General features: G+C 63.7%; 13 protein-coding genes. 8 read left to right on the top strand and 5 right to left on the bottom strand.

The window, feature by feature from the left end:
- The first annotated feature begins 42 nt into the window (after positions 1-42).
- Both K288_RS50665 and K288_RS0117385 read left to right on the top strand, forming a co-directional pair.
- Complete coding sequence (locus tag K288_RS50665) at positions 43-936, top strand: hypothetical protein (RefSeq protein WP_244443166.1); 894 nt, start codon at positions 43-45, stop codon at positions 934-936.
- Positions 937-954: 18 nt separating this feature from the next.
- Positions 955-2,130, top strand: coding sequence for a TAXI family TRAP transporter solute-binding subunit (locus K288_RS0117385; RefSeq protein WP_027580701.1), 1,176 nt, complete (start codon positions 955-957; stop codon positions 2,128-2,130).
- A 267-nt stretch (positions 2,131-2,397) separates the two neighbouring features.
- Here K288_RS0117385 and K288_RS0117380 read toward each other — a convergent pair whose 3' ends face one another.
- Together K288_RS0117380 and K288_RS0117375 are read right to left on the bottom strand one after the other, a co-directional pair.
- The gene (locus K288_RS0117380) at positions 2,398-2,787 is read right to left on the bottom strand and encodes a YkvA family protein (RefSeq protein ID WP_027580700.1); all 390 of its coding nucleotides are present in this window, start codon (positions 2,785-2,787) and stop codon (positions 2,398-2,400) included.
- 102 nt (positions 2,788-2,889) lie between these two features.
- A complete protein-coding gene (locus K288_RS0117375) occupies positions 2,890-3,207 on the bottom strand; it encodes a 4a-hydroxytetrahydrobiopterin dehydratase (RefSeq protein WP_256378831.1) in 318 nt (105 codons plus the stop codon).
- 256 nt (positions 3,208-3,463) lie between these two features.
- On the opposite strand from K288_RS0117375, the gene K288_RS0117370 reads away from it, so the two are divergent.
- Together K288_RS0117370 and K288_RS0117365 are read left to right on the top strand one after the other, a co-directional pair.
- Positions 3,464-4,912 carry a TAXI family TRAP transporter solute-binding subunit gene (locus K288_RS0117370; protein ID WP_027580698.1) on the top strand — a complete coding sequence of 483 codons (1,449 nt, stop codon included), beginning with the start codon at positions 3,464-3,466 and terminating at the stop codon, positions 4,910-4,912.
- A 114-nt stretch (positions 4,913-5,026) separates the two neighbouring features.
- On the top strand, positions 5,027-6,574 hold the full coding sequence (locus tag K288_RS0117365; RefSeq protein WP_027580697.1) for an alkaline phosphatase D family protein: 1,548 nt from the start codon (positions 5,027-5,029) through the stop codon (positions 6,572-6,574).
- Between the two features lie 55 nt (positions 6,575-6,629).
- Here the strand turns inward: K288_RS0117365 and K288_RS0117360 are convergent, their stop codons facing one another.
- The gene (locus tag K288_RS0117360; protein ID WP_051334587.1) at positions 6,630-7,016 is read right to left on the bottom strand and encodes a response regulator; all 387 of its coding nucleotides are present in this window, start codon (positions 7,014-7,016) and stop codon (positions 6,630-6,632) included.
- 195 nt (positions 7,017-7,211) lie between these two features.
- On the opposite strand from K288_RS0117360, the gene K288_RS0117355 reads away from it, so the two are divergent.
- From K288_RS0117355 to K288_RS0117345, 3 genes are all read left to right on the top strand, one after another.
- Entirely contained in the window at positions 7,212-7,973 is a 762-nt protein-coding gene (locus K288_RS0117355) for a Crp/Fnr family transcriptional regulator (protein WP_027580695.1), read from the top strand.
- A gap of 435 nt (positions 7,974-8,408) precedes the next feature.
- Positions 8,409-10,235 (top strand): translational GTPase TypA, encoded by a 1,827-nt coding sequence (gene typA, locus K288_RS0117350; RefSeq protein ID WP_027580694.1) that lies wholly within the window; start codon positions 8,409-8,411, stop codon positions 10,233-10,235.
- A gap of 102 nt (positions 10,236-10,337) precedes the next feature.
- Positions 10,338-11,582, top strand: a complete 1,245-nt coding sequence (locus tag K288_RS0117345) for an NAD(P)/FAD-dependent oxidoreductase (protein WP_027580693.1) — start codon at positions 10,338-10,340, stop codon at positions 11,580-11,582.
- Positions 11,583-11,825: 243 nt separating this feature from the next.
- On the opposite strand, the gene K288_RS0117340 is transcribed toward K288_RS0117345, so the two are convergent.
- Together K288_RS0117340 and K288_RS0117335 are read right to left on the bottom strand one after the other, a co-directional pair.
- The gene (locus K288_RS0117340) at positions 11,826-12,233 is read right to left on the bottom strand and encodes a thiol-disulfide oxidoreductase DCC family protein (RefSeq protein ID WP_027580692.1); all 408 of its coding nucleotides are present in this window, start codon (positions 12,231-12,233) and stop codon (positions 11,826-11,828) included.
- Positions 12,234-12,329: 96 nt separating this feature from the next.
- The gene (locus K288_RS0117335; RefSeq protein ID WP_027580691.1) at positions 12,330-12,629 is read right to left on the bottom strand and encodes a hypothetical protein; all 300 of its coding nucleotides are present in this window, start codon (positions 12,627-12,629) and stop codon (positions 12,330-12,332) included.
- Between the two features lie 289 nt (positions 12,630-12,918).
- Here K288_RS0117335 and K288_RS0117330 point away from each other — a divergent pair, with 289 nt between their 5' ends.
- Positions 12,919-13,428, top strand: a complete 510-nt coding sequence (locus K288_RS0117330) for a GNAT family N-acetyltransferase (protein ID WP_027580690.1) — start codon at positions 12,919-12,921, stop codon at positions 13,426-13,428.
- The last annotated feature ends 54 nt before the right edge of the window (positions 13,429-13,482 follow it).

The raw sequence follows: 13,482 nt of genomic DNA, 5'->3' as shown, positions 1-13,482 counted from the left end.
GATGCCCAAGCGTTGCGTATTGTGTAACGGGAAGCGTCAATCATGGTGGATATTTCAGCGCGGGTCACGCCGAGGCAGGCGCATGACGAAGATTTCGATGATCCTGAACTAGCAGAGTATCGCTACCAGCGGTCATATCGAGCAGATACCGACATCGACAGAGACGAACCCGCCCCGCTGTTCCTTTCCTATCCTCTCGACGAGGACAGCGGTGCGAAATACCGACGAAGTTCCCTTGAACGTTCCCTCGGCCGCTCCCTGCTTACGAGCGGTCTTCTCATCGCTGCCGCGGCAGCGGTGGCTGTCCTGCTGGTTTCCCTTGATGTCACCCGCGACATCGTGGCCACTGGCAGGACGTGGCTGTTCGGCACGTCGCAAGTGCAGGCTCGAACAGTCATGGCGGGCCTCCCGCAACCCGCGAGCGAGCCTGCGCCGCCGCCGGCCAAGTCGGGGCCGCCATCGCGCGAGCAAATCACGGCGGCCTATCAGGAGGCGATCAAGGGCGGCCTGGCTGTGATCCGGTCGGCAACAGCGCCATCTACCACTGCTCCACCAGCACCAGCTGCCGCTGCACCAGCACCATCTGCCGCCCCACCCGCGCCGTCAGCCGCAGCACCACCAGCGGCACCACCACCCGCTGCGCCGCAGGCAAGACGGCTCAGTCCCGACGAGCTCGGTGGGCTGATGAAGCGGGCCAACGGTCTGCTTGCGATCGGCGACATCGCCGCCGCACGGCTGCTGCTCGAGCGCGCCGCCGATGCGCAGGAAGCCGATGCGGCGCTGCTGCTCGCGCGGACCTACGATCCCCTGGTGCTGGGAACGAAGGATGCGCGCGCGATCACGCCCGATCCGGCGCAGGCGCGGATCTGGTACCGCCGGGCGGCGGAGCTTGGCTCACAGCACGCCCAGCAACGTCTCACACAAATGCAAGACTGAACCTTTTTGGGGTAGCTCATGCGACGCTTGTTTGGAGTGGCGTTATTCGCCCTGACGATGATTTGCGGCCCGACGGTACGGGCCGAGGAAACAGAATATGACCCGGCCAAGGTCAGCGACAGCCTGAGGGCCATTTTCCAGTTCGGCTCGGTCGCCACCAAGCAGAGCCTGAACGCCAACACGGTGACGCTGATCACGGGCACGATCGGCGGCACCTACGTCCAGTTCGGCGCCGACCTTGCTTCCGTGCTCGACGACGGCAACAAGTTGCGCGTACTGCCGATCGTCGGGCGCGGTTCGGTGCAGAGTGTCGCCGACATCCTGTTCCTGAACGGCGTCGATCTCGGCATCGTTCGCGCCGATACGCTCGACTATCTCGAGCGGAAGGGTTTTGCGAAGGACATCAAGAGGCAGTTCAGCTATGTGACCAAGCTGTACAACGAAGAGATGCATGTCGTCGCGCCGAAGACGATCAAGAGCCTGAAGGATCTCGACGGCAGGATCATCAGCGTCGACCTGCCCAATGGCGGCACCTTCGTCACCGCACTGACGGTGTTCGAGCGGCTCGGGATGAAGGCGAAGTTCGTCTATATCGAGCAGCGCATCGCGATGGAGAAATTGAAGGCCGGCGAAATCGACGCCGTCATCGTGACAGGCGGCAAGCCCTACAAATCGGTCAGCACATTCAGCAATGACGGCCGTTTCCACCTCGTCAATGTCGACTATGCCAAGCCGCTGCAGAACGACTATCTGCCGGCGACGCTCACCTCGAAAGATTATCCGAACCTGATTTCGGACCAGGAGCGTGTCGACACCATCGCCGTTCCTGCCGTGCTCGCCGCCTATAACTGGGCGCCGAACACGGAACGCTCGCGCAAGCTGGCGCTGTTCGTGGACGCCTTCTTCACGAAATTCCCGACCTTCCAGAATCCGCCGTTCCATCCGAAGTGGAAGGAGGTCTCGCTGGCTGCGCCGCTGCCCGACTGGAACCGGCTGCCCTCGGCCAAGCTATGGCTCGAGAAGCACAGCGTGGAAGCCGTGACACGCAGCCGCTTCGATGAGTTCCTGAAGCAATCGCCGGCCGCAGCCAAGCTGCAGTCGGACTCCGACAAGGAAGCGCTGTTCAAGCAGTTCCAGGCCTGGGAAGCGGAGAACAACGCCCGCGCGCAGGTACGCACGGGCGAAAAGCGCTAGAGAGCGCGATGAGATCAGGTTGAACTGCATCCGCGATCGCTGCTGGGCTCCCTCTCCCGCTTGCGGGGAGGGCTGGGGTGGGGATCTCTCCGCGATTCACGCTGTTCGAGCGTGGGGAGAGAGCCCTCACCCGGCGCTTACGCCATAGCCGAAGCTTCGCTTCGGCGTTCTTAAGAACGGCCGCCATAGGCGGCCTACGCCTCTCCCGCAAGCAAGCGGGAGAGGTGAACGCGTGGACGGGCCGGTTCAACCAAAACGCATCACGCTCTAGCTCTGCACCTCTTCAGCCGGCTCGATGCCGCGCTTCAGCGCGGCGCGGGCGGCTTCGCGGTGCTCTGGCGTGATGTGGCTTGCGACCATGCGGATAGCAGTCGCCAGGATCGCGGCATCATCGGTGAAGCCGAGAATCGGCATCACGTCCGGCATGAAGTCGAACGGCAGGATGAAATAGGCGATGGCGCCGAGCAGCGACGCCTGCACATGGCGCGGCGTCTCCTTGTCGAACGCGCAATAGTAAGCCGCCAGCAGGTCTTCGGCGAAAGGCAGTTTCGCCATCACCCGCTTCAGCTTGGTCCAGAAGCGCCGTCGCACGCTTTCGCGGTCCTGCGCCAGCCGGTCGGCCGGCTCGAAACCGACAGTGTGTTCGAATGATGCCATCGCAAGAAGCTCCGTCAGACCGCGGCCGCTGAGCGGCCCGCGATCCCTTTGTGCAAGAGTTGGGGACCCGAATCCCGGCCTGCAAGATCGTCCAAGACGCGCTCAGCCAGCCTGCTTGGCGATCGCCTCCATCGCCTTGGCCAATTCGATGTCGCGCGCCGTGACGCCGCCGGCATCATGGGTTGCAAGCACCACATCGACCGTCTTGTAGACGTTCCTCCATTCCGGGTGATGGTCGCGCTTCTCCGCGACCAGCGCGACGCGCGTCATGAAGCCGAAGGCCTCGTTGAAGTCCCTGAACGTGAAGGTCTTGGCGATCGCCTCGCGCCCCGGCACCTCGGACCAGCCGGATAGTTCCTTCAGCGCCGATTTACGCGCCTCCGCCGACAACCGTCCTGCCATGGCAAACCTCCGTCTCACTATAGCTTCGGTTCTGATTCAATCAGAACCGAAGCTATAAATTCTTGTTCTTGACGCGTTTTCTTCACGCGAACCGGTGTCCACTTCGCTCGAAAACGCTGTAGGCCCATATCCTAACACGGGCGGCCACCAACGGGATCCAGGTTGGCAATACGGCCGGAAGGCGCGTCCTATCGCCGCTGGTAACCATGACGGGATTGTAACCTCGCCGCCGCCGGAATTTTGTTACAATCCAAAGGGTAAACGCGTCGGCAGGATGACCCAGAACCTCAAACGGCTGTTTGCGCGATCGATGACCGAGCCCGACTTCGTCGCCGCTCCAGCTTCGCCCCCGCCGCGTTCGGCGCGGCGACGGCTGGGTTTCGTGATGATCGCCGGTGTGCTTGCCATCATCGGCGCACTGGTCGCCGGCTATTACTTCGCCATGCGGCCGGTGAACCTCAGGATCGCGGCCGGCCCGGCCAACAGCGACGATCTCAAGGTGGTCCAGGCGCTGGCCCAAGCCTTCAACCAGAGCAACGGCCAGATTCGCCTGCGTCTGATGCAGACCGATGGCGCGGTCGCCAGCGCCGAGGCATTGGCCGACGGCAAGGCCGACCTCGCCATTATCCGCGGCGATCTGGATGTCCCTAAGAATGCGCAGGCGGTGGCGACACTGCGCAAGAATGTCGTGGCCATCTGGGTGCCCTTGCAGGGTAAAGGCAGGGGCAAGAAGGCCGCGCCAAAAATCACCAAGATCGCGCAGCTCGCCGGCCATCGCGTCGGTGTCGTCGGTCGCACGCCCGCCAACGTCAACCTGCTGAAAGTGATCCTGCAGCAATATGGCGTCGACCCCGCCAAGGTCGAGATCGTCCAGTTTCCTGCCAACGAGACCGCCGAGGCAATCAAGGGCCAGAAGGCGGACGCCTATCTCGCCGCCGGTCCCATCAGCAGCAAGATCACGATCGATGCGATTGCGGCCTCGACCCGCGACGGCGGCGCGCCGACCTTCCTCGCCATCGACGCGGCGGAAGCGATCGCGCAGAACCATCCCGCCTATGAGGCCTCGCAAATCCCCGCCGGCTCGCTCGGCGGCGCCGACCGTCCGGAGGACGAGGTCAAGACCATCAGCTTCTCGCACCACATCGTGGCACGCAAGGGTACTTCCGAATCCACCATCGCTCTCTTCACCCGGCAGCTATTCTCGATCCGGCAGTCGCTGAAAAACGATTTCCCGCTGGCTGCAAGGATCGAGACGCCGGACACCGACAAGGACGCCACGATTCCCGCGCATCCTGGCGCTGCGGCTTTCGTCGATGGCGACGAGAAGACCTTCCTCGACCGCTACAGCGATTACATCTGGTGGGGGCTGATGCTGGTGTCCGCGATGGGTTCGGCCGGCGCCTGGTTTGCCGGTTACCTGAAGAAGGACGAACGCAGCGTCAACACCTCGCAGCGCGATCGGCTGCTCGACATGCTCGCCGCCGCGCGCCACAGCGATTCGATGGAAGAGCTCGACCAGATGCAGGCGGAAGCCGACAGCATTCTGCGCGAGGCGCTGACCTGTTTCGAGCACGGCGCGATCGAGCACGGCACGCTGACCGCCTTCAACATCGCGCTCGAGCAATTCCACAACGCGGTCACCGACCGTAAGCTGCTGTTGATCAGTATGCCGCAAAACCTGCAGCGCGCCGGCGCGCAATTCCGCGCCGCCGGCACTGCGTAGCCGAGGCGGGATACCCAACGTCGCGGCCAAAGCCGTAATCGCTTCGTCATAGAATCCTTCTAGGTCTGTTGCGACATTTCGGCGCATCCGGTGCCGAACCGACGGAGGCATGCAATGACGTTCAGGATTTCCCGCCGAAAATTCCTCTCTTCAGCCGCGGCTGGCGCCGGCGTCATCGCGATGCCCTATCTCTCCCGCGCCGCGGATCGGCCGGCCGTCACGCATGGCGTGCAATCCGGCGACGTCGGGGTTGACGGCGGGGTGGTCTGGGCGCGCGCCGATCGGCCGTCGCAGATGATGGTCGAGGTCGCGACCGCCGAATCGTTCAAGGACGCGCGCTCGCTGCCGCCGATCGCGGCACTGCCGGAAAGCGATTTCACCGCCAAGATGCTCTTGGAAAACCTGCCCTCGGGCCAGGATATCTTCTACCGCGTCCGCTTCCGCGACCTCGCCCATGTCAACGTCATCGGCGAGCCCGTGGTCGGCCGCTTCCGCACCGCGCCCGCCGACCGGCGCGATGTCACTTTTGTCTGGGGCGGCGACGTCGCCGGCCAGGGCTGGGGCATCAATCCCGACGATGGCGGCATGTTCACCTTCGCCACGATGGCCAAATACAAGCCGGATTTCTTCCTGCACTCGGGCGACACCATCTATGCCGACGGTGTCATTCCCTCCGAGGTGAAGCTCGCCGACGGCAAGCTGTGGAAGAACCTCACCATCCCGGAGAAGGCCAAGGTCGCCGAGACGCTCGACGAGTACCGCGCGGCGCACAAGTACAACCTGCTCGACGAGCATGTGCGCGGCTTCAATGCGGAAGTGCCGATCTTCGTGCAGTGGGACGACCACGAGGTCACCAACAACTGGTCGCTGTCGAAGCAGCTTCCCGCCGCCTACAAGGAGCGCGACATCAACGTGCTGGCGGCGCGCGCGGCGCGCGCCTTCCACGAGATGTATCCGATGCGCGAAAGCATCGTCGAGCCGGGACGCGTCTATCGCACGCTCAGCTACGGGCCGCATCTGGACGTATTCATGCTGGATGAGCGCAGCTATCGCGGACCCAACGGTCCGAACCAGCAGACCAGCTACGGCCCTGATGCCTATTTCCTCGGCCCGGACCAGCTCGCCTGGCTGAAGCGCGGACTGCTCAATTCGCGTGCCACCTGGAAGGTGATCGCCTCCGACATGCCGCTCAGCCTCATCGTCTATGACGATGCGGCCAACAGCAAAGGCTCCGAAGCGTTCGCGCAAGGCGACGGCCCGGCGCGCGGCCGCGAGCTCGAGATCGCCGAGATCCTGCGCTTCATCAAGACCGCCGGGATCGTCAACACTGTGTGGCTCACAGCGGATGTGCATTACGCCGCCGCGCACTACTACAATCCGAACAAGGCGCAGTTCCAGGACTTCGACCCGTTCTGGGAATTCGTCTCGGGCCCGTTGCATGCCGGCACTTTCGGCCCCAACGAGCTCGACAACACGTTTGGACCCGAGGTGAAGTTCATCAAGGCGCCGGGCGCCGACAAGCAGAACCTGCCGCCCTCCGCGGGCATGCAGTTCTTCGGCCACGTCAAGATCGACGGCGCGACCGGACAGATGACGGTGACCTTGCGCGACCGCGCCGACGTCGCGCTGTGGTCCACCACGCTCGACCCGAAGCCGGTGTAGCCGCGGGCGCCGAGCCGAACGACCGTGGCCCGGATGGAGCGCCGCGAAATCCAGGCTACGGATCTAATACCCGGCGCCGCAGCGCCCCTTCCAGCGTCTCGCTTGAGCACGGCTTGACCAGGCGCGGCTTGTCGGCCAGCGCGGCGGGAAGCTGGACATCAGCACCGTAGCCGGTGACGAAGACATAGGGGATCTGCAGCGCGTCCAGCTTCTCCGCGAGCGCAAACGTGTTCTCGCGGGCCAGCACGACATCGAGCAATGCGAAATCGGGCCGGCGATAGGCGATGATCTGAAGTGCTCTCGCCACGCTGGTTGCTGTCCGCACTGTCTTGACTCCGAAGCCGAGGATGGTGTCCTCGAAATCGATGGCGATGATCGGGTCATCCTCGACGATCAACACGTCGGAGGGCATGCTGTCGAAGAGGGCGGGTTTCATGTGCATGCCGCGTCCTGCCTTGAAGGATTGATCTGATTGCTGGTGATGAGCCGGCCTTCGGCACGCTGCCGGCGCCTCGCCCGAGCACGCCGCCGGTTCCCACGTCGAAACGACCATACCGGGGTTCCGGCGTCTGTTCACTTGTGAACACAACAAGAGGAACGGGTTGACTATCGTTGCGGTTGGTAAGGGGGAGACCCGATGCTTCAACAACGCAACCAACCGGCCAGGCCCGAGCGGCCCTTTAACAATCTGTTGCGTCATCTGAGCGACGCCGACTATGTGCTGATCGCACCGCACCTCGCGCGCGCCGAGGCCAACGCCAACGACCTGCTCTACAGCCCTGGCGACGACGTCGAGACGGTGTATTTTCCCTGCGGGGCCACCCTCGCCTCCTACCTTGTCACCAACGAGGACGGCCGCGACGTCGAGACCATCCTGGTCGGCCGCGAGGGTGCTGTAGGCGGCATCGTCAGCCAGGGATTCCTTCCCGCCTATACCCGCATCATCGTCAAGTTCGGCGGACCGTTCGTGCGGATGCCGGTCAGCAAGCTGGAAGCGGCCAAGCTGAAATCGTCCTCGATCCGCAACATCTTCGCACGCTATGCCGATTGCATGCTGGCGCAGGTGTTCCAGTCAACGGCCTGTAACGCGATCCACTCGATCGAGCAGCGCACGGCCAAATGGATCATTTCGGCGATGGAACGCACCAATGGCGACGGCGCCGTGCCACTCACGCACGAGCAGCTCTCCACTTTGCTGGGGGTAGGCCGCAGCTATGCCAGCCGCGTGATCCAGTCCTTCAAGGCCGAAGGCGTGCTGGAGACGCGCCGCGGGTCAATCCTGGTGCGCAACCTCGACGGCCTGCGCCTCCGCTCCTGCCTGTGCAACGAGGCGGTCAAGGACCACTTTGAGGAGGTGCTCCGCGGGGTCTATCCGAGCGAGGAAGAGGAAGCCGGATAGCGAGATCATGAATCAGGCTGAATGCATCCCCGGCGACGGTGCGCCCCCTCTCCCGCTTGCGGGGGAGGGCTGGGGTGGGGGTGTTTCCGCGATTCGCGCTGTCCGAATATGTGGAGAGAACCCCACCCGGCGCTTGCGCGCCGACCTCCCCCGCAAGCGGGAGAGGTGAAAGGAGGGTCCGGCGGGGTCCGAAAAACGGCCCGCAACCGGCAAACAACGCATTGTTTTTTGGCGGTTTCTGACTATATTGCGCCGCAAACGCGCAAGCTTTGCCCGGTCCCTTTTGGCCGGGCTTGCTTTTTGAGGCGAACCGCGCCCCGCGAGATTTCAAAGGCTTGAGTGTGATCCGGACCCGGAGGGGCCGTAGTTCCAAAGATCGATCCCGGCTTCCCGGCGAGATCGCTCAAGACCTGTGCACGACTGAAAAGCAGAGCCATGAATCTTCGTAACGTCGCCATCATCGCCCACGTCGACCACGGCAAGACCACCCTGGTGGACCGCCTGCTGCAACAATCCGGCACGTTCCGCGAGAACCAGAAGGTCGCCGAACGCGCCATGGACTCCAACGACCTCGAGCGCGAGCGCGGCATCACCATCCTCGCCAAGGCCGCCTCGGTGCAGTGGAAGGACATGCGCATCAACATCGTCGATACGCCCGGCCACGCCGATTTCGGCGGCGAGGTCGAGCGCATCCTCAACATGGTGGACGGCGCGCTGGTGCTGGTGGACGCTGCCGAAGGCCCGCTGCCGCAGACCAAGTTCGTGGTCTCCAAGGCGCTCAAGGTCGGCTTGAAGCCGATCGTCGTTATCAACAAGGTCGACCGCCCCGACGCACGGCCAACCGAAGTCATCAACGAGGTGTTCGATCTGTTCGCGGCGCTTGACGCCAGCGAGGAGCAGCTCGATTTCCCGATCCTTTACGGTTCAGCCAAGCAGGGCTGGATGGCCGAGAGCCCCGAGGGCCCGAAGGAAGCCGGCATGCAGCCGCTGTTCGACCTGATCGTGCGGCATGTCGCGCCGCCCCAGGTCGAAGAGGGCCCGTTCCGGATGATCGGCACCATCCTCGAGGCCAATCCCTATCTCGGCCGTATCATCACCGGCCGCATCTCTTCCGGCATCCTCAAGCCGAACCAGGCCGTGAAGGTGTTGAACGCGGAAGGCAAGCTGGTCGAACAGGGACGCGTGACAAAGATATTGGCGTTCCGCGGACTCGAGCGCGTGCCGCTCGATGAGGCCGAAGCCGGCGATATCGTCGCCATTGCCGGCCTCACCAAGGGTACCGTCGCCGATACCTTCTGCGATCCCACCGTCGAGACGCCGCTGCCGGCGCAGCCGATCGATCCGCCGACGGTATCGATGTCCTTCATCGTCAACAACTCCCCGCTCGCGGGCACCGAGGGCGACAAGGTGACGAGCCGCATGATCCGCGATCGCCTGATGCGCGAGGCCGAGGGCAACGTGGCGCTGCGCGTCACCGAAGCCGCCGACAAGGATTCCATGGAGGTCTCCGGTCGCGGCGAGTTGCAGCTCGCGATCCTGATCGAGACCATGCGCCGCGAAGGTTTTGAGCTCTCGGTGTCGCGTCCCCGTGTCGTGTTCAAGAAGGACGAGGCCACCGGCCAGGCCCTGGAACCGATCGAGGAAGTCGTGATCGATGTCGACGAGGAGCATTCCGGCGTCGTCGTGCAGAAGATGAGCGAGCGCAAGGCCGAGATGATCGAGATGCGCCCGTCCGGCGGCAACCGGTTGCGGCTGGTGTTCTATGCGCCGACCCGCGGGCTCATTGGCTATCAGGGCGAACTGCTGACCGATACCCGCGGCACCGCGATCATGAACCGCCTGTTCCACGGCTATGCACCCTACAAGGGCGAGATCCAGGGCCGCCGCAATGGCGTCCTGATCTCCAACGACCAGGGCGAAGCCGTCGCCTATGCCATGTTCAAGCTTGAAGACCGCGGCCCGATGATGATCGAGCCGGGCTGGAAGGTCTACAAGGGCATGATCGTCGGCGAGCACACCCGCGACAACGATCTCGAGATCAACGTGCTGAAGGGCAAGCAGCTCACCAACATCCGCACCACCGCAAAGGATGAAGCGGTGCGCCTGACGCCGCCGATCCGCATGACCCTTGAAAAGGCGCTCGCCTATATCGAGGACGACGAGCTCGTCGAAGTGACGCCGAAGTCGATCCGGCTGCGCAAGAAGCACCTCGATCCGAACGATCGCAAGCGCGCCGAAAAGGCCAAGGAAGCGGTGGCGTAATCACGCGAATAGCGAATGGGGAGTAGCGAATAGCGACGTTTGGCCTCTGGCAACGTTTCCTATACCCTATTCGCCATTCGCCACTCACTATTCGCTGACTAAATGTCCCTTCCCTCCTCTGTCGACGTCGCCATCATCGGTGCAGGCGCAGCCGGCCTTGGCGCAGCCAATGCACTGAAGGAGTCCGGCCTTTCCACGATCGTGCTGGAAGCACGCGACCGCGTCGGCGGGAGGGCGCATACGGTGCAGGCCGCGCCGGATGTGGTGTTCGACGTCGGCTGCGGCTGGTTGCATTCGGCGGACAAGAACAGTTTCGTCGCCATCGCCAGAGACCTGAGTTTCGAAATCGACAAGGCGTTGCCGCCCTGGCGCGAGCGCGCGTACGGCAAGGCATTCCCGCAGGCCGATCGCGACGATTTCATCCGCTCGCTCGACGAATTCTATGAACGCGCCTGGGAAGCCGCGCAAACCGGCGAGGACGCGCCCGCCAGCCGCTATCTCGAGCCGGGCAATCGCTGGAATCCGATGATCGATGCGATCTCCACCTATGTGAACGGCTGCGAGCTCGACCGGGTCTCGATCCTGGACATGGAGGCTTACGAGGACACCAACATCAATTGGCGCGTCCGGCGTGGCTATGGCGCGCTGATCGCCGCGTATGCCGCTTCATGTCCCGTCGCGCTCGATTGCAATGTCACGCTGATCGACCATTCCGGAAAACGCCTGCGTCTCGAAACGTCGCTGGGCACGCTTGCGGCCGACCACGTGATCGTGACCGTGCCGACCAATCTGATCGCGGATGAAGCGATCCGCTTTTCGCCGGCGCTGCCGGCAAAGGTCGATGCCGCGCGGGGACTGCCGCTTGGTGTCGACGACAAGGTGGTGCTGGCACTCGCGGACGCGGAACGCTTTCCGAAGGAAGGCAATCTGCGCGGCGCCACCATGCGCACCGAAATGGGCACCTATCATATCCGCCCGTTCGGCCAACCCTGCATCGAAGGCTTTTTCGGCGGCCGCTTTGCAAGAGAGCTGGAAGATGCCGGCGACGGCGCCTTTGCCGCGCACAGCATCAACGAAATCGCGGGCTTCCTCGGCAACGACATCCGCCGCAAGCTGACGCCGCTGAGGGAATCCCGCTGGGCGCACGATCCATTCGCCCGCGGCGCCTATTCGCACGCACTCCCCGGCCATGCGGGCAAACGCGCCGTGCTCGCCGCGCCCGTCGACGGACGGCTGTTCTTTGCGGGTGAAGCGACCTCGCCGAACTTCTTCTCCACCGCACATGGCGCGCGGGACTCAGGCGAGCGCGCGGCGAGGGAAGTGCTGGCGTCAAAGCCGAAGCGCTAACCGCTTCCCCATCATCGCGAGCACCGTAGCCCGGGTGGAGCGAAGCGCAACCCGGGACGTCTGTATCCGCCTTGCGAGCGGCCCCGGGTTACGCTGGCGCTCCACCCGGGCTACGAGGCTTTCGCGGGGAGGACGGAGTCGTAGGATGGGTAGAGCGCAGCGAAACCCATCATTTCGCACGGCTTGCTAGGTGAGCTGATGGGTTTCGCTTCGCTCTACCCTTCCTACGGCTCCGACCCATGATCACTCCATCACCCGCGTCCGCATCTCCGCATCCGGCACAAAGCAGGTCTCGTATTTGCCGAAGATGCGATAGCGGTTGCGGGCGACGAGATTGTAGACGGCATCCCGGAGCGACTTTGGCACTGCGAACAGTGCTTTGGTCCAGCGCCAGCCGGGCAAGTGGCTCAGCACTGTCAGCGCAGCGTCGGATTTGAAATATGCCACGCCACCGTGCACGACGGCGTTAGTGTCGGGATCGGTGGGATCGATGCCGAATGCCCGCGCCAGCCGCGTGCCGTAGCCCGATTGGACCGGCGTGAAGCGGAAGCGGCGATCCGTGTCGCGCGCGACGACGAAGCGGACCCAGCGCGAGCAGAAGATGCAGACGCCGTCGTAGAGGATCACGTCATCGTCGGGCCAAGGTGTCATTCTGTTTCCACGCATTCTTTCGCGGCGGTGAAGCGAGCGAGCGTCATGGTTTAGCCCCGGCAGGACGCGGCGCTCTCAGCGCGCGATCGAGTTCTGCTATGGCGAGATTAATGCCATTCTGGCTTTCCGGCAGCCGTGGCCCTCGCCGCCATAGGCTGGCAAGACATGAAAGTCCGCCCACCCGCCGGCCTCGCGAAAGGCATCGGCAAGCCGCCGCGGCCCGGCGCCCGGCGGGCGAAACAGCAAGGCGCGCGCCGGCCGCGCGGGGTCAGGCGACGGCACCAGCCATTGCCGCCGCCGGTTCGGCTCGCCCTCCTCGTCCTGCGCCCCCAGGACGGATTGCGCCAGGACTGGCCCAGAGCCGAGCGCCGCGACAACAAGCAGAGCGAGAATCACTTTAGTGAATGCATCCTCGGCCTGACGCGATCATGCTGGGCGAAACAGAATTCGCCGAAAGACTGTCTCGCGAATCAGCCCCCGGAGCAGCTATTTCACGACACACTTGCTGACCATATGTCATCAGCGTGACGCCAGCCCGCTTCCAGCATCACGAACCGGCCGATTGAAGCTCGCGCTGTCCTCTTTCGGTACAAGTCGTTCGAAAACTGATGCAGAAAGTCCACAGGTTAACCGATAATTAACGATAGAGCTTGAAGGCGGCGCGCCGACTTGCTTTGATTGGACCATGAGCACAACCCTGATAGAGGTCCGGCCGGCCAAGGTTGCGGATGCAGCCGCGGTAGCGGCTACGCATGACGAAGCCTGGCGTTCAGCCTATCAGGGCATCATTCCCGGCGCCGAACTGGAAAAGCTGATCAACCGGCGCGGCCCGCACTGGTGGGATAGTGCAATCCGCAAGGGCAGCCGCGTCAGCGTGCTGGTGTTCGGCGACAAGATCGCCGGCTACGCCAATTACGGCCGTAACCGCGCCCGCAGCCTGCACTTCGAAGGCGAGATTTACGAACTCTATCTCCGGCCGGAATTCCAGGGCCTCGGCTTCGGCCGCCGCCTGTTCAATGCCGCCCGCCGCGATCTCGTGCAGAGCGGGCTGAAGAGCATGGTGGTCTGGGCGCTGTCCGATAACGACCCGGCCACGGAGTTTTATCGTGCGCTCGGCGGCCGCATGGTGGCGCGCTCTTCGGAAAGGTTCGGGCCGAAATCGCTCGACAAGGTCGCTTTTGCCTGGACCAACTGAGGCTGGGGGCGGCCCTAGGTCGGCATGGCGTGCGTGCGTCAACCAATAGCCCAA

This window comes from Bradyrhizobium sp. Ai1a-2 (assembly GCF_000426245.1).
In the GTDB taxonomy this organism is placed as follows: Bacteria; Pseudomonadota; Alphaproteobacteria; order Rhizobiales; family Xanthobacteraceae; genus Bradyrhizobium.
This window is presented reverse-complemented; position numbering and strand designations above follow the sequence as displayed.

Coding starts and splice junctions, on each gene's coding strand:
- K288_RS0117385 (WP_027580701.1), top strand. CDS start 955: ATGCGACGCTTGTTTGGAGTGGCGTTATTCGCCCTGACGATGATTTGC.
- K288_RS50665 (WP_244443166.1), top strand. CDS start 43: ATGGTGGATATTTCAGCGCGGGTCACGCCGAGGCAGGCGCATGACGAA.
- K288_RS0117365 (WP_027580697.1), top strand. CDS start 5,027: ATGACGTTCAGGATTTCCCGCCGAAAATTCCTCTCTTCAGCCGCGGCT.
- K288_RS0117380 (WP_027580700.1), bottom strand. CDS start 2,787: ATGGCATCATTCGAACACACTGTCGGTTTCGAGCCGGCCGACCGGCTG.
- K288_RS0117370 (WP_027580698.1), top strand. CDS start 3,464: ATGACCCAGAACCTCAAACGGCTGTTTGCGCGATCGATGACCGAGCCC.
- K288_RS0117330 (WP_027580690.1), top strand. CDS start 12,919: ATGAGCACAACCCTGATAGAGGTCCGGCCGGCCAAGGTTGCGGATGCA.
- typA (WP_027580694.1), top strand. CDS start 8,409: ATGAATCTTCGTAACGTCGCCATCATCGCCCACGTCGACCACGGCAAG.
- K288_RS0117360 (WP_051334587.1), bottom strand. CDS start 7,016: ATGCACATGAAACCCGCCCTCTTCGACAGCATGCCCTCCGACGTGTTG.
- K288_RS0117355 (WP_027580695.1), top strand. CDS start 7,212: ATGCTTCAACAACGCAACCAACCGGCCAGGCCCGAGCGGCCCTTTAAC.
- K288_RS0117340 (WP_027580692.1), bottom strand. CDS start 12,233: ATGACACCTTGGCCCGACGATGACGTGATCCTCTACGACGGCGTCTGC.
- K288_RS0117345 (WP_027580693.1), top strand. CDS start 10,338: ATGTCCCTTCCCTCCTCTGTCGACGTCGCCATCATCGGTGCAGGCGCA.